Below are 17,806 nucleotides of genomic sequence, written 5' to 3'. Positions count from 1 at the left end.
CGCCCTGTTCCAAGACGCATGAAACTATCGAATGATCTTGATTTACAAGATCATCCGGGAAAACCATCGATTCGGGCACGATCGGTTGCTACCGTCTGTAGTAGAAGCAAATCACTTCTCGTGGGCGGGGTGTCGGATATGGCAACTCAACTTGGTAGCAAGGTCGGCGCGCAGGCGGACTCCGCCGACGAGCGATATCGGGCCGCCGCCTTCCTGAAGCGGTCGATCAACAAGGTCTTCCCGACCCACTGGTCGTTCCTGCTCGGCGAGATCGCGCTGTACAGCTTCATCATTCTGCTGCTCTCGGGCATCTACCTGACCCTGTACTTCGATCCGTCGATGACCGAGGTGGTCTACAACGGGTCCTATCAGCCGTTACGTGGTGTCACCATGTCGCGGGCCTACGAGACCGCGCTGAACATCTCCTTCGAGGTACGCGGCGGTCTGTTCGTCCGACAGGTACACCATTGGGCCGCATTGCTTTTCGCGGCATCGATCATCGTGCACCTGTTCCGCGTGTTCTTCACCGGCGCGTTCCGCAAGCCGCGCGAGGCGAACTGGGTGATCGGCTCACTACTGCTGATCCTGGCCATGTTCGAGGGCTACTTCGGCTACTCGCTGCCCGACGACCTGCTCTCCGGTACCGGCCTGCGCGCCGCGTTCTCGTCCATCACGCTCGGCATGCCGATCGTCGGCACCTGGCTGCACTGGTTGATGTTCGGCGGCGACTACCCGGGCACCATCATCATCCCGCGCCTGTTCATCGCGCACGTGCTGCTGTTCCCCGGCATCATGCTCGCGTTGATCGCCGCGCACATCGCACTCGTCTGGTACCAGAAGCACACCCAGTTCCCCGGGCCGGGCCGCACCGAGAAGAACGTGATCGGCGCGCGCATCGTCCCGGTGTTCTCGCTGGATCAGGGCGCGTTCTTCGCCTTTACCCTCGGCATCGTCGCGATCATGAGCGGCGTCTTCCAGATCAACGCGATCTGGACCATGGGCCCGTACAACCCCGCACAGATCTCCGCGGGTTCGCAGCCGGACTTCTACATGATGTGGACCGACGGCATGATGCGCCTGATCCCGCCGTGGGAGCTGTATCTGGGCCGCTACACGGTGCCCGCACCGGTATGGGGCGCGCTGCTGATGGGCCTGGTGTTCACGGTGCTGATCACCTACCCGTGGATCGAGAAGCGGCTCACCCGCGACACCGCGCCGCATCACAACCTGCTGCAGCGTCCGCGTGACGTGCCGGTGCGCACCGCGATCGGCGCGATGGCGATCGCCTTCTACGTGGTGCTCACGCTCTCCTGCGTGAACGACATCCTCGCCTACAAGTTCGACATCTCGTTGAACGCGACCACCTGGTCCGGACGCATCGGCCTGCTCCTACTGCCGCCACTGGCCTACTTCATCGCCTACCGCGTGTGCCTCGGCTTGCAGCGCAGCGACCGGGCCGTGCTGGAGCACGGCGTGGAGACCGGCGTGATCAAGCGCCTGCCGCACGGTGAGTACATCGAGATCCACCAACCGCTCGGCCCGGTCGACGACCACGGCCACCCGATCCCGCTGGAGTACCAGGGCGCCCCGGTGCCCAAGAAGATGAGCAAGCTCGGCCTGGCGGGCAAGCCGGGCACCGGCAGCTTCTTCCGCGCCGACCCCCAGCACGAGTCGGAACTCAATCACGAAACCGACCACGCCGAAGAGCGCAGGCAACTGGCGGTGCTGCACGATTACCAGGAACGAGACCGGCTCAACGGCAATGGTTCCCACCGCAACGGTTCGTCCGGTAGCTGAGAATTGGACAGGCAATACGAAGGCCCCGAGTCCGTGCGACCCGGGGCCCGTATGCCTAGTTCGGTGACCTGCTGTTTTCAGGCGCGCCCGAACTCCCCCTGCGCAACTCCGGTTAGGAACGCATCCCACTGTCCCGGCGCAAAGGCCAGCACCGGGCCATATCCGTTGTCCTTGGTATCGCGAACCGCGACTTCGCCGTCGACGAGAAATGCGACTTCCACACAGTTCCCGTCGGGGCCACTGTATGTGCTCTTACGCCACACAGCATCAGTCAAATCAACTTCCACGGCACTAGCTCCTTTGCTGCGTCGAGAACGAGATTTCTTCTGACATCGTTCTAACTAGCACCGGCACTCGGCCAGAACGCCGAATCCCCTGTGCGCCTGATGAAAGCGCGCAACTCCACGGTGCGTCGTCATCGCACGGTACGTTCGAGGCGAATGCGCCCCACGAGGTTGCCCCCGCGCGCTAAACAGTAGCAGGTCTATCGAAAGTTTGCCCGATTCTTGCTTTTTAAATCATCGCATCTGCCACGTTTGCGAAGATGGGAAGTTGCGGGAGCATTGCCAGCTCGGAGCGGTCATTCTGCCCGACACCGTTCTGGTAACAATTGGGGTGCTGTTATTGCTCTGTGATCCGTCAATTTTGCTTTCTTTGGACAACGTCTCATCGACGACACCGCAGCCGGCGGGCATGATGGAAGGCATGGTTGACCGCGATCGCGACGACGCAGGTCGCGCCAGGAACTCTCGTCCGCGCGACCGCCTTGGGCGCCCACTACCCTCCGGAAGTGTCGGAGTTGCCCGAATTCCCGATGATCTTGAATTACCCCCGCAGCAAACGCTCGCCTTCGCTCAGCAACTGCTGGATGACGGTTTGGCATTCAACGCGCACGAGGTATTAGAGGCCGCGTGGAAGAACGGGCCGTTCGCCGAACGGATGCTGTGGCAGGCACTCGCCCAGCTCGCTGTCGGTGTCACACACATCCAGCGCGGTAATCCGAAGGGCGCGCGCACACTGTTGACCCGCGCGGCGACCCGGCTGAGCGAGTTCCGGCCCGATGGCGATGCCGACGCGCCCTACGGCATCGACCGCTCCGGGCTCATCGGCTACGCCGAAACGCTGCTCGCCGCCCTCGACACGCGGCGACCGATCGGCCCCGCGGAGCTGAAGCCGCGGCTGTGCGGCTGACCTCTACGATGGCCTGCGTGCACACGACGTTCCCGACGAATCGGGCTCGTGCCTGAACCGGGCGCGGGCCGGTACGCCCCGAGCCCCTCGGGGGACCTGCACGTGGGCAATCTGCGCACCGCCCTGCTCGCCTGGGCCTTCGCGCGGTCGACCGGCCGCAGATTCCTGCTCCGGATCGACGACCTGGACCGGGTGCGCCCCGGCGCAGAGGAACGCCAGCTCGCCGATCTGATCGCGATCGGGCTGGACTGGGACGGGCCGGTGGTCCGGCAATCCGAGCGGCTCCCGCGCTATCAGGCCGCGATCGACCGGCTCACCGCGGCCGGGCGCACCTACGAATGTTTCTGCACGCGAAGGGAAATACAGCAGGCCGCGACGGCGCCGCACGGTCCGATGGGCGCCTACCCCGGCACCTGCCGCACACTGACCGACCGGGCGCGCGCCGCGTTCGTGGCCGAAGGACGATCGGCCGCGCTGCGGCTGCGCGCGGCGACCAGCGAGTTCGAGATCTTCGACGAACTGCACGGGCGCTATCGCGGCGCGGTCGACGACGTGGTGCTGCGCCGCGGCGACGGCATCCCCGCCTACAACCTCACGGTGGTGGTCGACGACGCGGAACAGGGCGTCGATCAGGTGGTGCGCGGCGACGACCTGCTCTCCTCCACCCCGCGCCAGGCCTACCTCGCGACGTTGCTCGAACTACCGGTCCCGCGCTACGTCCACGTTCCCCTCGTGCTCAACACCGAGGGCAGGCGACTGGCCAAGCGGGACGGCGCGGTGACCCTCGCGGACCAGCTGGCGCTCGGCAACACGCCCGAACGGGTAGTGGCCGCGATCGCCGACTCGCTGGGCTATGCGGCAACCTCGTCGGCGGAGCTCCTCGACAGTTTCGACCCGGCACATCTGCCGCGCGAACCGTGGATACTCGACGGGAATGGGTTGTTGCAACGCAGTCGATGTCCGTAACGTACGCATTCGTCCAACTACTGATCACTCGACGAGGACACAACTATGACAAGCGGTGGGTACGACCCCAACCAGTATCCGCAGGGCGGGCAGCCGTATGGGCAGCCGTACCCGCAAGGCGGCCAGCAATACCCCCAAGGCGGTCAGCAGTTCCCGCAGGGCGGTCAGCCCTACGGTCAGCAGCCCCAATACGGCCAGCAGCCGCCGCAGTACGGCCAGCAGCCGCAATACGGCCAGCCGCCCCAGTACGGGCAGCAGCCCCAGGATCCCTACGGCCAGTACCCGCAGCAGCCGGGCGGCTTCAACTACGGCGGCCAGCCGGGCGACCTCGGCACCCGCATCGGTGCGCGCGTCATCGACGCCCTCATCCTCTACATCCCGTACCTGATCATCTACTTCCTGGTGAAGAACAGCCTGGGCCTGACCATCGGCCTCGGCCTGCTCTGGACCGTGGTGCAGCTCGGCTACTTCGTCGGCATGGAGACCTCGCAGGGCACTACGCTCGGCAAGAAGGTGCTCGGCCTGAAGGTGCTCGCGCCCGGCGGCGCGGCCAAGATCGAGCCGGTCACCTCGCTGAAGCGCAACGTGTTCGTCGCGGCGAACATCATCCCGTGCGTCGGCGGTCTGGTCTCGCTGGTGCTGGCCATCTACATCATGGTCACCATCTCGCAGGACCCGAACAAGCAGGGCTGGCACGACAAGTTCGCCGGCGGCACCCAGGTCGTCAAGGCCTGACGCCGACCTGTCATAGAACGCGAACAGGGGCGCACCCGATATTCGGGTGCGCCCCTGACGCTTTCCCGGTCAGACTCCGGAGGCGCCCGCGATGATCACGAAGAGGAACCAGAGAAGGCCGAGGACGATCATGCCGACGCCGATCCAGATGCCGGCCAGGGCCATGCCGCGGCCTTCCTGACCGGTCTGCTTGATCTGTCCCAGCGAGACGACGCCGAGGATGATGCCGACGATCGAGCCGATGCCGCAGGTGAAGAAGCCGATCAGCGAGGAGATCAAGGCGCCGATCGCCATGCCGTTGGTGCCTTGCGGCTGGGCCATCCCGTACGGCTGATAGGCGGGTTGGTAGGCGTAGTTCGGCTGCTGCCCGTAGGGCTGGGCGGGCGGCTGCTGATATCCCGGCTGGTACTGCGGTTGCGGCGGGGGCGTCATCGGCTGGGCCGGCTGCTGCGGGTACTGCGGCGCCGACGGGTATCCCGAGGGTTGCTCAGCGTTCGGGTACTGCGGAACCGAGCTGGACGCACCGGATTCCGGCGACACGCCTTGACCGCCGTACTGCTTCCACCATTCGTCGGAATCGCCGGGATTCGTCATTGCTACAGGGTATTCCACAACCTGGTTGGATGAAGCCGTGAGTCAGCTCAATGAAACCGAAGTCCCAGAACCTGGGCGCCCCGCACCGGAACATGCGGCTTTTGCCCAGGCGGCGCGGGGGTACTACACACCGATCGTGGCGTTGTTCACGGCAACGCTGATCATCTCCAACATCTGCGCGACCAAGGGCGTGCAGTTCTTCACCGACCATTCGGTGCGGATCGGCCCGATCGAGGTGCTGCCGATCAGCACCGACGGCGCCTGGTTCCTGTTCCCCCTCGCCTACATCCTCGGCGATGTACTGAGCGAGATCTACGGCTTCAAGTCGGCCCGCCGGGCCATCTACTACGGCTTCGGCGTCCTGCTGCTGACCGTGGTGTGCTTCAAGATCGCGATCGAGTTGCCCGCGGCCGGGTTCTACGAGAACCAGGACGCGTTCCGCACCGTCATCGGCACCACGCCCCAGCTCGTCGCCGCAGGCCTGGCCGGCTACTTCGTCGGCGAGCTGCTCAACTCGGCGACGCTGGTCCTGATCAAGGAAAAGACCAAGGAAAAGCACCTGTGGGCGCGGCTGATCGGTTCCACCGTGGTCGGCGAGTTCGGTGACACCCTGATCTTCTGCTCGATCGCCGCCACCGCCATCGGCATCGACTCGTGGAGCCAGTTCGTCAACTACGTTGTCGTCGGCTTCCTGTGGAAGACCCTCGCCGAGGTCATCGTGCTCCCGATCACCTACCGCGTGATCGCCTGGTTGAAGAAGCACGAACCGACCTACGCGCCCAGCGAAACCCCCGCGCTGCTCAGCTGATGCGTCCTCGGCCGCGGACCGGCCGCACCGCGGGCTACGGCGTCGCGATGCGTCCCTTCCAGCGGCCGAGGGTTTCGGCCTTGTGCTCGTCGAAGTATCCGCCCTCGATGCTGGCGCGGATCCGGTCGACGAGCCGAATCGTGTAGCGCTCGTTGTGGATCGTGCACAGCGTGGCGGCGAGGATTTCCTTCGCCTTGAACAGATGGTGCAGGTAGGCCCGGGTGTAATTGGCGCAGGTGTAGCAGTCGCAGGTCTCGTCGATGGGTGTGAAGTCGCGGCGGAAGCGCGCGGTGTTGATATTGAACCGGCCCTCGGCCACGTAGATGGCGGCGTTGCGCGCGACCCGGGACGGATTCACGCAGTCGAAGGTGTCGGCGCCGTTCTCGACGGCGGTGAAGATGTCCTCCGGCTCGCTGATGCCGAGCATGTGCCTCGGCTTGTCCTCGGGCAGTTCGTCGCAGCACCAGCCGACGATGGTGCCCAGGTTGTGCTTCTCCAGCGCACCGCCGATGCCGTAGCCGTCGAAACCCGTTCCGGCACTGCCGCGGATCGCCTCCAGCTCGCGGCAGGCCTTGCGCCGCAGGTCTTCGTATTGCGCACCCTGAATCACCGCGAACAGCGCCTGGTAGGGACGGTGGGTGCGGGCCGCGGTCAACCGCTCGTGCTCGTCGATGCAGCGCTGCGCCCACTCGTGCGTGCGCTGCAACGACTTCTCTTGGTAGCCACGGGTATTGAGCAGCGTGGTGAGCTCGTCGAAGGCGAACATGATGTCGGCCCCGAGCTCGTGCTGGATCCCCATCGACACCTCGGGGGTGAACCGATGCTTTGATCCGTCCAGGTGTGAGCGGAAGGTGACGCCGTCGTCGTCGACCGTGGCAAGTCGCTCCTTGCCCTTCGCGATCACGTCGTCGCTGCGGACGTCGACGGCCTCCATCGCGAGCACCTTCTTGAACCCGACGCCCAGCGACATCACCTGGAAACCGCCGCTGTCGGTGAAGGTCGGGCCGGGCCAGTTCATGAACTTGCTCAGGCCGCCTGCCTCGTCCACGATGTCGGACCCCGGCTGCAGGTACAGGTGGTAGGCGTTGGCCAGCAGCGCCTGCGCGCCGATCTCCCGCATCGTCTCGGGCAGCACGGCTTTCACGGTCGCCTTGGTGCCCACCGGAATGAACGCGGGCGTGGCGATCTCCCCGTGCGGCGTGCTGATCACACCCGAGCGGCCGTGCCGTCCGTCGAGGCGGCTACCAACGGTGAACGAGAAGTTTCCGGGATCAGACACTCCGACATCTTCCCAGGCGCACCCCCTTCGATCTCCCGCACCCTCGCGCCCGTTCGCACAGGTCGGCGCCGGAACGAACGAGCGCGCCGCACCACGGACGGATCCGAGGTACGGCGCGCTCGGGTGTCCTACGCGTCGGCGGCCGCCGCGGCGAACTGCGCGTTGTAGAGACGGTAGTAGGGACCGCGCTCCTCGAGCAGGCGCTCGTGCGTGCCGTGTTCGACGATGCGTCCCGCCTCCATGACGACGATCAGGTCGGCGTCGCGGATGGTGGACAGGCGATGGGCGATGACGAAGCTGGTGCGGTCGCGGCGCAGGGCCGCGGTCGCGTGCTGCACCAGCAGTTCGGTGCGGGTGTCGACCGAGCTGGTCGCCTCGTCCAGGATGAGGATGGACGGCTTCGCGAGGAACGCCCGCGCGATGGTGATCAGCTGCTTCTCACCGGCGCTGACGCCGGAGCCCTCCTCATCGATGATCGTGTCGTAGCCATCGGGCAACGCGTGCACGAACCGGTCGACGTAGGCGGCGCGAGCGGCGGCGAGGATGTCTTCCTCGCTGGCGTTCGGGTTGCCGTAGGCGATGTTCTCCCGGATGGTTCCTTTGAACAACCAGGTGTCCTGCAGCACCATGCCGATGCGGGAGCGCAGGTGGTCGCGGGTGATCCGGGTGATGTCGACGCCGTCGATGGTGATCGTGCCGGAGTCCAGTTCGTAGAACCGCATCAGCAGATTCACCAGCGTGGTCTTGCCCGCGCCGGTCGGACCGACGATGGCGACCACGTGACCGGGTTCCGCGATCAGCGAAAGCCGTTCGATCACCGGCTTTTCCGGGTCGTAGCGGAAGGAGATGCCCTCGAACTCGACCTCGCCGCGGTCCACCGGACGCACGTCGGGCTGCGCCGGGTCGGGGCTTTCCTCCTCGGCGTCGAGGATCTCGAAGATCCGTTCCGCCGAGGCGACACCGGACTGCAGCAGGTTGGCCATCGCGCCGATCTGGGTGAGCGGCTGGCTGAACTGGCGCGAGTACTGGATGAACGCCTGCACCTCACCGAGCGAGAGCTGACCTGTGGCCACCCGCAGGCCGCCGACCAGCGCCACCAGCACGAAGTTCACGTTCCCGAGGAACATGATCGCCGGCATGATCAGACCGGAGATGAACTGCGCCTTGAAACTCGACTGGTAGAGCTGCTCGTTGCGCTTGTCGAACTCCGCGCCGACCTCGCGGCTCCTGCCGAACGCGGTGATGATCTCGTGGCCGGTGTAGGACTCCTCGACCTGGGCGTTCACCAGGCCGGTGTACTTCCACTGGTCCACGAAATGCGGCTTGGACCGCTTGGCGATCTGCGCGGTGACGATGATCGCCGCCGGCACCGTGAGCAGCGCGATCAGGGCGAGCATCCAGGAGATCCAGAACATCATGCCCAGGATGCCGAGCACGGTGAACACCGAGACGATCAGCTGACTCATGGTCTGCTGCAGGCTCTGCGACACGTTGTCCACATCGTTGGTGACCCGGCTGAGCACGTCGCCGCGCGGCTGGGAATCGAAGTAGCGCAACGGCAGCCGATGGATCTTGTCCTCGATATCGCTGCGCAGCCGCTTCACCGTCCGGTTGATCACGATGTTGAGCAGGAAGGCCTGCAACCAGCCGAACACCGACGCGCCGATGTACAGCGCGAGCACCACCAGGAGCACCCGGCCGACCGCGTCGAAGTCGACGCCGACCCCGGGCACCACGTCCATCGAGCTGAGCATGTCGGCGAAGGTGTCGTCGCCCCTGGACCGCAGGAACTCGACCGCCTGTTCCTTGGTGGTGCCCGGCGGGAACTTCAGCTGTTTGCCGACGACACCGTCGAAGACCAGGTTGGTGGCCTTGCCGAGCATGTAGGGCCCGAGCGTGTTCAGCACCACCGAGGCGATGGCGAGCACGACGACGGCCCAGACGTATTTCTTCTCCGGGGCGAGCCTGCGCAGCAGGCGTTTCAGCGAGGGGCCGAACGATTTCGCCTTGGCGTCCGGTGCGCCGGGACCCGGCATTCCTGGCCTCATCGGACCTCCTCCGCGCTGAGCTGGGACGCGACGATCTCCTGGTATTCCTTGCAGTCACGCATCAGCTGCTCATGGCTGCCGACACCGGCCATCGCGCCGTCCTCGAGCACCACGATCTGGTCCGCGTCGCGAATGGTGGTGATGCGCTGGGCCACGATGATGACCGAGGCATCCTGGGTCACCGGCCGCAGCGCGTCGCGCAGCCGCGCGTCGGTCGCCACGTCGAGTGCGGAGAACGAGTCGTCGAACAGGTAGACCCGCGGCGCCTTCACCAGTGCCCGCGCGATCGCGAGCCGCTGGCGCTGACCACCCGAGACCGTGGTGCCGCCCTGCGCGATCGGAGTTTCCAAGCCCTGCGGCATGTCTCGCACGAAGTCGGCGGCCTGCGCGATTTCCAGACAGCGCCACAGTTGCTCGTCGGTGGCCTCGGGATTGCCGTAGCGCAGGTTGCTGGCGACCGTTCCGGAGAACAGGTACGCCTTCTGCGGGATCAGTCCGACCTGTGCGCGCAGCAGTTCGAGGTCGAGATGGCGCACGTCGGTACCACCGACGTGGACCGCGCCGTCGGTGACATCCATCAACCGCGGAACGAGATTGAGCAGCGTGGTCTTTCCGGAGCCGGTCGAGCCGACGATCGCGGTGGTGGTGCCCGGCTTCACCTGGAAGCGAATGGCTTTGAGCACCGGCTTCTCCGCGCCGGGAAAGGCGAATTCGGCGAACTGGAAATCGACCTCGGCCGGGTCACCCGCGAACGGCTGCGGCAGCTTCGGCGGCACGACCGACGACTCGGTCGCGAGCACCTCGCCGATCCGGTCGGCCGAGACCGCCGCGCGCGGCGCCATCATGGCCAGGAACGAGGCCATCATGACGGCCATCAGGATCTGCATGATGTAGGACAGCATCGCGGTGAGCGAGCCGATCTGCATGGTGCCCTCGTCGACGGCCTTGCCGCCGAACCAGATCACCGCGACCGCGGTCAGGTTGCTGATGAGCATCACGGTCGGGAACATCAACGCCATCAGCCTGCCCACGCGCAGCGCGGTCTCGGTGAGTTCGTTGTTGGCCACGCCGAAACGCCAGGTCTCCTGGCGTTCCCGGACGAAGGCGCGCACCACCCTGATGCCGGTGATCTGTTCGCGCAGCACCCGATTCACCTCGTCGATCCGGGTCTGCATGTCCCGGAAGCCGGGCACCATCCGGCTGATGATGAACGCCATCGACAGGCCGAGCACCGGCACCGCGACGAGCAGCAGCCAGGACAGGCTGAAGTCCTCGCGCAGCGCCATGATGATGCCGCCGACGCACATGATCGGGGCCATCACCAGAATGGTCGCCGACATCGCGATGAGCAGCTGGACCTGCTGAATGTCATTGGTGTTGCGGGTGATCAGCGAGGGCGCGCCGAACATGCCGACCTCGCGCGCGGAAAAGGTGCCGACCCGGTGCAGCAGCGCGCCGCGCAGGTCGCGGCCCGCGCTCATCGCCGCCTGCGCGCCGAGATACACCGAACAGCCCGACGCGAGGATCTGCACGCCGGTGACCGCGAGCATGCGCAGTCCGGTACTCCAGATGTAGCCGATATCGCCCTTGGTCACGCCGTAGTCGATGAGGTCGGCGTTGAGACTCGGTAGATACAGCATCGCGATCACCGAGATCAGCTGCAGCACAACAACCCCGGCCAGCTGGGCGCGATAGGGGCGCAGATAGGTACGAAGCAGTCGGATCAGCATGTCGGATCGCAGGCTACCCGGACGACGTGACGCGCGTCACGATGACTCCTGACCAGCATGAATACCCTCCCGTCGGGGCGCATTTCGCGCCTAAGGTGGTGACGTGCAGCGGCTACATCGCCGGGCCTTCGTTCTTGTATCCAGCGGCCGCTCGTTCTAATCCAGCCGATGCTGATCGCGGATTCAGCGGATACTAGGTCTGATTCAGCGGACGCTCCCTGCGCGCCCATGCACCCGCGTCCTCGGTGAGCGCATCAATGAACTCAGGAAGCCTATCGTCGGCAATGTCGTCGATCGATACATTTTCCAGTACCGCACGAATATTCACGCGCAGCGCAATCCAGACCCGTTGCAAAGATTCGGCAGCGCCAGGATAAGTCACGTCCTCCGGACGTTCACCACGCACCGACGCGAGCGGCCCCTCGATCGCCCGGATCACGTCGGCGATGGAGATCTCCGCGGCCGGGCGAGCCAGCCAGTAGCCGCCGTCCGGCCCGCGCCTGCTGATCACGAGTTCGGCCCGGCGCAGGTCGCTGAGCACGGTCTCGAGCACCTTGGGCGCAATGCCCTGCGCGGTCGCGATGGCGTCCGCCTTGACGACGGGCGCGGCCGGGGTGAGCTCGGCCGGGGTCCGGCTCAGCTGCGATGCGCGGGCGATCTCGAGCAACGTCCGCACCGCGTAGTCGACCTTCGCGGTGATGTGCACTGCGACTCCTGGCGAGTTACGGCGTTTCCGGTCAAGTAGCTGCAATCTACGCGCTGTCCCGTGCGGTGAGCACACACGTCGCCGCATCGAGCAACGTGGCTTCCACGAGGTCGTCGTCGGCGCCCGGCGCGAACTCCTTGGACATCAACGCGACCCCGAGCATCGCCAGTGCCGCGCTCGCGCGCAGCTTGGCCTCGTGGGTCGCGTTCGGGCCCGCCAGCCATTCCCGCAACGCCTGGTCGTCGTCGACGAGATCCGGATGTCGATCGGCGACCGCGTTGACGATCGTCACGGTGTCGCGCAGCACGAGCGCGCCCGCGTCGCGGTGCGAGACCATCCCGCGCAGGTAGTTTCGCAGCACGTCACGGATGGTTTCCGGGTCGTGCGGGCGCTGCTCGATATCGACGACGACCGCGCGCAGGTGGTCGATGATCGGATCGATGATGGCATGCAGCAACTCGAGCTTGGAAGCGTAGTGATAGTAGAGCGACGCCTTTGTGATTCCCACCGCATCGGCGACCTCGCGCAGGCTCGTCTGCTCGAATCCTTTGTCGCCGAAAAGCTTCACCGCGGCATCGCGAATCGCGGATTTAGTGCCCCGACCAGCAAAAACGCTGGCGGAGGTAGAACGGGCGGCCATCGGATGATCCTCTCACCACTTGTGCGCCTGGCTAACCATGCCGCAGAAATTGAGGTTGTACCTCCACTTAGTGCTCGGATAGTCTACCTACCGCACGGTAGGCAGAAAGCGTCAGTGGAGGCGGGGACGGCAGGGCAACCCCGCGAATAGCTGTCTCCGGCTCTGAATTCATCACGCCTCAGCACCGCTAGGAGACCCCTCGTGTCCGTGTATCTGTACAGATGGGGGAAGTTCGCCTTCCGCCGAAAATGGATCGTGCTTCCCGTCTGGCTTCTGCTTTTCCTGCTGCTCGGCGGTCTCGGCGCACAGCTGAGCAAGCCGATGAGCAATGACTTCAGCATGCCGGATCTGCCGTCCGCCCGCGCGAACGACATTCTCGACAAGCACTTTCCCGGCGCATCGGCCGCCTTCAAATTCGACGCGGTCACCGGCACCTACGTGATCGGCGCGCCCGAGGGACAAAAACTCACCGATCCGGCCAATCGCGCCGCGCTCGACGCGTTCATCGCCAAACTGGGCGAACTCGACATCGTCGATCACAGCAAGCCGCTCCTGAATCCGGTCGTGGCGGCCGAGAAGATGGGCTGCCTGGCCAACCCGGACCCGGGGACCTGCAGTGGCGCTCCGTTGAACGTGCTCAGCAAGACCGCGCCGGACTCGGTCGCGGTGCTGAACGTGCCGTTCACCATCAAGAAGTTCACCGACGTCACCGACACGGAGCGCGACGCGGCGTACGCGGTGGCCGACGACGCGCGCAATGCCGGGCTCGACGTCGAGATGAGCGGCTCGATCGCGATGAAGCAGCAGGCGCCGAGCGGTAAGTCCGAAATGATCGGCATGGGCGTCGCGCTGGTCGTGATGATCGTGGCGTTCGGCGCGATCGTCGCCGCCTTCGTGCCGATCGTGACCGCCATCGTCGGCCTCGGCGCGGCCACCTCGCTGATCATGCTCGGCACCTCGGTGATCGAGATCCCGAGCTTCACCACCTTCCTGGCATCGATGATCGGCATCGCGCTGTCCATCGACTACGCGCTGTTCATCGTCTCCCGCTACAAACACGAACTGGCAGTACAGGACTCACCCGAAGAAGCCGCCGGTACCGCGCTCGGCACCGCCGGGTCCGCCGTGGTGTTCGCCGGCCTGACGGTCATCATCGCGCTCGCCGGGTTGAGCATCGTCGGCGTGCAGTTCCTGACCTTCATGGGCCTTGGTGGCGCGATCGCCGCCGGATTCGCGGTGCTCACCGCGATCACCCTGATGCCAGCGCTGCTCGGCGCGTTCGGCCGCTTCCTGTTCAAGCCGAAGTTGCCCCTCATCGCCAAGCACGACCCCGAGGACGACGACTCGGTCACCATGGGCATGCGCTTCGGCCGGCTGATCGGCAAGGCGCCGTGGGTCGCGTTGATCCTCAGCGTCGTGGTGCTCGGCGCGCTCGCCGCGCCGGCCGCCGGGCTGAACCTCGGCCTGCCCGGTGACGACAGCCAGCCGAAGACCTCGACCATTCGCAAGGCCTACGAGCTGCGCACCGCCGGATTCGGCGAGGGCAGCAACGGCGTGCTGAATGTCGCGGCCGACCTGTCCAACGTGCCGGTCGAGGTCAGGGAGACCGCGGTCAAGGCGTTGCGAGACAAGCTCGCCGCCTACCCCGGCATGGACTACGTGACCGAGCCGAAGTGGAGCGAGGACAAGCAGGGCGTGCTGCTCGACGGCGTGCCGAAGTCCGGCCCGAACAACCAGGCCACCAAGGACCTGGTCAGCGAAGCGCGCGACGCGGAGGCCCAGCTGAAGGCCGAATTCGGGGTGGAGTACGGCATCACCGGCAGTACCGCGATCTACGCCGACGTCGACCACGTGCTGCTCGGCAAGATCGTGCCCTACCTTGCGATCGTCGCGGGCGCCGCGTTCGTGCTGCTGATCCTGGTGTTCCGCTCGATCCTGGTGCCGCTGACCGCGGCGCTCGGCTTCCTGCTCTCCATGGCGGCCACCTTCGGCGCCACCGTGCTGATCTTCCAGCAGGGCAAGTTCGGCCTGATCGAAGACCCGCATCCGCTGGTCAGCTTCCTGCCGATCATGTTGATCGGCTTGGTGTTCGGCCTCGCGATGGACTACCAGGTGTTCCTGGTGACCCGCATGCGCGAGGAGTTCGTCAAGGGCAAGTCGCCGACCGAGGCGGTCGTGGCCGGCTATCACCACGGTGCCCGCGTGGTGACCTCGGCCGCGGTCATCATGATCTCGGTGTTCGGCTCGTTCCTGCTGGAAACCGACGTGACCGCGAAGTCGTTCGGCTTCGCGCTGGCGGCGGGCGTGCTGTTCGACGCGTTCATCGTCCGGATGATCCTGATCCCGTCGCTGCTGGTCCTGATGGGCAAGTGGGGCTGGTGGATGCCGAAGTGGCTGGACCGGATCCTGCCCGATATCGACGTGGAAGGCACCAAGCTGCGCGAGTTGCAGCAGCGCGCCACCACACCGGCTAAGGAACCGGTCGGCGTCAGCTGACCCGTCCAGGACTCGGCCCCGCATTCGGGAATTCGAATGGGGGGCCGAGTCATATCCGGTGCCGGTTCTTGATCTTGTGACCAGTCCACAGCACACTCAGAGGAAGTTCGACTCTCCAGCTCGGTTGTTCGCGGGCGCTGTCGGCCCGCGCGCTTGTCGCTCGATCCGATCCGGCACGACCCGATCACCGCGAGGAGAACCCTGTGTCCGTGTATCTATACCGGTGGGGAAAGTTCGCATTCCGGCACAAGTGGCTGGTGCTGCCCATCTGGATCGCCCTGTTCCTGGTGCTCGGCGGACTCGGCGCCCAGCTGAAGGAGCCGATGAGCGACGACTTCAGCATGCCGAACCTGCCATCGGAACGGGCGACGCAGATTCTCGACCAGCACTTCCCCGGCATGTCGGCGGCCTTTCAATTCGATGCCGTCACGGGCACATATGTGATCGGCGCACCGCCCGGGCAGAAGCTCACCGACCCGGCCAATCGGCAAGCCATCGACGCACTGCTCGACACGCTGAACCAGCTCGACATCGTCGATCACGCCGAACCGATCGCCAACCCGCTCGCGGCCACCGAGGAAATGGGTTGTCTCGTCGCCCAACCGGATCCGGCCAAATGCAGTGGCGCACCGCTGAACGTGCTGAACAAGACCGAGCCGGAGACCGTCGCCTACTTCAGCGTCCCGTTCACCATCAAGGAATTCACCGAGATCACCGCCGAGAACCGCAAGGCCGCCTACGACGTGGCCGACCAGGCGCGGGCGGCCGGATTGACGGTGGAGATGAGCGGCACGATCGCGATGGAACAGCAGGCGCCGAGCGGTAAGTCCGAACTCATCGGCATGGGCGTCGCGCTGGTCGTGATGATCGTGGCGTTCGGCGCGATCGTCGCCGCCTTCGTGCCGATCGTGACCGCCATCGTCGGCCTCGGCGCGGCCACCTCGCTGATCTTCCTCGGCACCGCGTTCCTGTCGATCCCGAGCTTTACCACGTTTCTGGCATCGATGATCGGCATCGCGCTGTCCATCGACTACGCGCTATTCATCGTCTCCCGCTACAAACACGAACTGGCAGTACAGGATTCACCAGAAGAGGCGGCGGGCACGGCACTCGGCACCGCGGGCTCGGCGGTGGTGTTCGCCGGCCTGACGGTCATCATCGCATTGGTCGGCCTGGCCATCGTCGGCGTGCGATTCCTGACCTTCATGGGTCTCGGTGGCGCGGTCGCGGCCGGGTTCGCGGTGCTCACCGCGATCACCCTGATGCCCGCGCTGCTCGGCGCGCTCGGCCGCTTCCTGTTCAAGCCGAAGCTGCCGATCATCGCCCAGCACGACCCGGAGGACGACGACTCGGTCACCAACGGCATGCGCTTCGCGCAGCTCATCGGCAAGGCGCCCGCGGTCGCGCTGGTAGTGAGCGTGGTGGTGCTCGGCTTGCTCGCACTGCCCGCGGCGCACATGAACCTCGGCTTGCCCGGCGAGGACAGCATGCCGAAGACCTCGACCGTCCGGAAGGCCTACGAGCTGCGCACCGCCGGATTCGGTGAGGGCAGCAACGGCGTGCTGAATGTCGCGGCCGACCTCACCGGCGTCGCACCGGACCGGCGCACCGAGGCGCTCAACGCGTTGCGCACCGAACTCACCTCGTATCCGGATATGGACTACGTGACCGAGCCGCGGTCGAGCCAAGACGGACAAGGAGCGCTGATCAACGGTGTGCCCAAGTCCGGCCCGAACGACCAGTCCACCAAGGACCTGGTCCGGGACGCGCGCGACGCCGAGGGCAGGCTGGAATCGGAATACGGGATGAAATACGGCATCACCGGAACCACCGCGATCTACGCCGACATCGACCACGTGCTGCTCAGCAAGATCGTGCCGTACATGGCGATCGTCGCGGGCGCCGCGTTCGTGCTGCTGATCCTGGTGTTCCGCTCGATCCTGGTGCCGCTCACCGGCGCGCTCGGCTTCCTGCTTTCCATGGCGGCGACGTTCGGCGCGACGGTGCTGATCTTCCAGGAGGGCAAGCTCGGCCTGATCGAGGACCCGCGCGCGATCGTGAGCTTCCTGCCGATCATGTTGATCGGCTTGGTATTCGGGCTCGCGATGGACTACCAGGTGTTCCTGGTGACCCGCATGCGCGAGGAATACGTGCACGGCAAACCACCCAGGGAGGCGATGATCAGCGGCTACCACCATGGTGCGCGGGTGGTCGCGTCCGCGGCGATCATCATGATCTCGGTGTTCGGCTCGTTCCTGCTCGAAGCCGATGTCACCGCGAAGATGATGGGTTTCGCGCTCGCGGCGGGCGTGCTGTTCGACGCGTTCCTGGTCCGGATGGTGCTGATCCCGTCGCTGCTCGCGTTGCTGGGCGAGCGGGCGTGGTGGATGCCGGCTTGGCTGGACAAGATCGTGCCCGACATCGACGTGGAGGGCGCCAAACTGTTCGCGCTGCGCGGGCAGGAGCACCCGAACACCGACAAGGCGCCGGTCGGCTGATCGATCCGAACGCGCCCCCATCCGTGGACCGGATGGGGGCGCGCCGGTGCGCTACTGACTGGGCTCGGGCAGGACGCAGTCGGTCACCTTCGGGTTCACACCGAAGTAGTTGAGCGGGCCTGCGATGGTGGTGACGGCGATCGTGCCCCAGCCCGCGCAATTGGTCGGACCGCTCTGGAAATAGTCACGCTGCCCTGCCGCCAACAGGCCGATGGCCAGCCAGACCAGCAACAGCGTGCTGAACAATCGGCTACCCGTGCGGCGGGAGCCCCGGGTACGGATATCGCGGGTCTCTCGGGTGTTTCGGTCGCGCATGGC

15 protein-coding genes are annotated in these 17,806 nt (G+C 65.7%); 7 read left to right on the top strand and 8 right to left on the bottom strand.

What is annotated here, in order from left to right; translation table 11 throughout:
* The first annotated feature begins 138 nt into the window (after window positions 1–138).
* Complete coding sequence (qcrB, locus tag F5X71_RS01505; RefSeq protein WP_167460318.1) at window positions 139–1,797, top strand: cytochrome bc1 complex cytochrome b subunit; 1,659 nt, start codon at window positions 139–141, stop codon at window positions 1,795–1,797.
* A 77-nt stretch (window positions 1,798–1,874) separates the two neighbouring features.
* Here qcrB and F5X71_RS01500 read toward each other — a convergent pair whose 3' ends face one another.
* Window positions 1,875–2,084 (bottom strand): DUF397 domain-containing protein, encoded by a 210-nt coding sequence (locus tag F5X71_RS01500; protein ID WP_167460317.1) that lies wholly within the window; start codon window positions 2,082–2,084, stop codon window positions 1,875–1,877.
* A 418-nt stretch (window positions 2,085–2,502) separates the two neighbouring features.
* Between F5X71_RS01500 and F5X71_RS01495 the strand changes: the two genes are divergently transcribed.
* Genes F5X71_RS01495 through F5X71_RS01485 form a run of 3 tightly spaced genes read left to right on the top strand, consistent with a single transcriptional unit; the run spans window position 2,503 to window position 4,689 of the window.
* Window positions 2,503–2,988 carry a DUF309 domain-containing protein gene (locus F5X71_RS01495; RefSeq protein WP_167466119.1) on the top strand — a complete coding sequence of 162 codons (486 nt, stop codon included), beginning with the start codon at window positions 2,503–2,505 and terminating at the stop codon, window positions 2,986–2,988.
* A gap of 48 nt (window positions 2,989–3,036) precedes the next feature.
* Complete coding sequence (gene gluQRS, locus F5X71_RS01490) at window positions 3,037–3,954, top strand: tRNA glutamyl-Q(34) synthetase GluQRS (protein WP_167460316.1); 918 nt, start codon at window positions 3,037–3,039, stop codon at window positions 3,952–3,954.
* A gap of 45 nt (window positions 3,955–3,999) precedes the next feature.
* The gene (locus tag F5X71_RS01485; RefSeq protein WP_167460315.1) at window positions 4,000–4,689 is read left to right on the top strand and encodes an RDD family protein; all 690 of its coding nucleotides are present in this window, start codon (window positions 4,000–4,002) and stop codon (window positions 4,687–4,689) included.
* Between the two features lie 69 nt (window positions 4,690–4,758).
* On the opposite strand, the gene F5X71_RS01480 is transcribed toward F5X71_RS01485, so the two are convergent.
* Window positions 4,759–5,283 (bottom strand): DUF4190 domain-containing protein, encoded by a 525-nt coding sequence (locus F5X71_RS01480; protein ID WP_167460314.1) that lies wholly within the window; start codon window positions 5,281–5,283, stop codon window positions 4,759–4,761.
* Between the two features lie 37 nt (window positions 5,284–5,320).
* Here F5X71_RS01480 and F5X71_RS01475 point away from each other — a divergent pair, with 37 nt between their 5' ends.
* Window positions 5,321–6,091: a queuosine precursor transporter gene (locus F5X71_RS01475; protein ID WP_167460313.1), complete on the top strand. Its 771-nt coding sequence runs from the start codon at window positions 5,321–5,323 to the stop codon at window positions 6,089–6,091.
* A 34-nt stretch (window positions 6,092–6,125) separates the two neighbouring features.
* On the opposite strand, the gene tgt is transcribed toward F5X71_RS01475, so the two are convergent.
* From tgt to F5X71_RS01450, 5 genes are all read right to left on the bottom strand, one after another.
* Window positions 6,126–7,370, bottom strand: coding sequence for a tRNA guanosine(34) transglycosylase Tgt (gene tgt, locus F5X71_RS01470; RefSeq protein WP_167460312.1), 1,245 nt, complete (start codon window positions 7,368–7,370; stop codon window positions 6,126–6,128).
* 128 nt (window positions 7,371–7,498) lie between these two features.
* Window positions 7,499–9,418, bottom strand: coding sequence for an ABC transporter ATP-binding protein (locus F5X71_RS01465; protein ID WP_167460311.1), 1,920 nt, complete (start codon window positions 9,416–9,418; stop codon window positions 7,499–7,501).
* Window positions 9,415–11,148 carry an ABC transporter ATP-binding protein gene (locus F5X71_RS01460; RefSeq protein WP_167460310.1) on the bottom strand — a complete coding sequence of 578 codons (1,734 nt, stop codon included), beginning with the start codon at window positions 11,146–11,148 and terminating at the stop codon, window positions 9,415–9,417. Before F5X71_RS01460 ends, F5X71_RS01465 begins: the two co-directional genes overlap by 4 nt.
* Before the next feature lie 193 nt (window positions 11,149–11,341).
* A complete protein-coding gene (locus F5X71_RS01455) occupies window positions 11,342–11,854 on the bottom strand; it encodes an RrF2 family transcriptional regulator (protein ID WP_167460309.1) in 513 nt (170 codons plus the stop codon).
* A gap of 46 nt (window positions 11,855–11,900) precedes the next feature.
* Window positions 11,901–12,494: a TetR/AcrR family transcriptional regulator gene (locus F5X71_RS01450; RefSeq protein WP_167460308.1), complete on the bottom strand. Its 594-nt coding sequence runs from the start codon at window positions 12,492–12,494 to the stop codon at window positions 11,901–11,903.
* 201 nt (window positions 12,495–12,695) lie between these two features.
* Here F5X71_RS01450 and F5X71_RS01445 point away from each other — a divergent pair, with 201 nt between their 5' ends.
* Both F5X71_RS01445 and F5X71_RS01440 read left to right on the top strand, forming a co-directional pair.
* Window positions 12,696–14,990 (top strand): MMPL family transporter, encoded by a 2,295-nt coding sequence (locus tag F5X71_RS01445; protein ID WP_167460307.1) that lies wholly within the window; start codon window positions 12,696–12,698, stop codon window positions 14,988–14,990.
* 203 nt (window positions 14,991–15,193) lie between these two features.
* On the top strand, window positions 15,194–17,488 hold the full coding sequence (locus F5X71_RS01440; protein WP_167460306.1) for an MMPL family transporter: 2,295 nt from the start codon (window positions 15,194–15,196) through the stop codon (window positions 17,486–17,488).
* A 51-nt stretch (window positions 17,489–17,539) separates the two neighbouring features.
* Here F5X71_RS01440 and F5X71_RS01435 read toward each other — a convergent pair whose 3' ends face one another.
* On the bottom strand, window positions 17,540–17,770 hold the full coding sequence (locus F5X71_RS01435; protein ID WP_428981519.1) for a hypothetical protein: 231 nt from the start codon (window positions 17,768–17,770) through the stop codon (window positions 17,540–17,542).
* Window positions 17,771–17,806: the final 36 nt, after the last annotated feature.

This window comes from Nocardia brasiliensis (assembly GCF_011801125.1).
GTDB lineage: Bacteria > Actinomycetota > Actinomycetes > Mycobacteriales > Mycobacteriaceae > Nocardia > Nocardia brasiliensis_C.
Note: the sequence above shows the minus strand (reverse complement) of the source record. Positions and strands in the feature narration are given on the sequence as shown.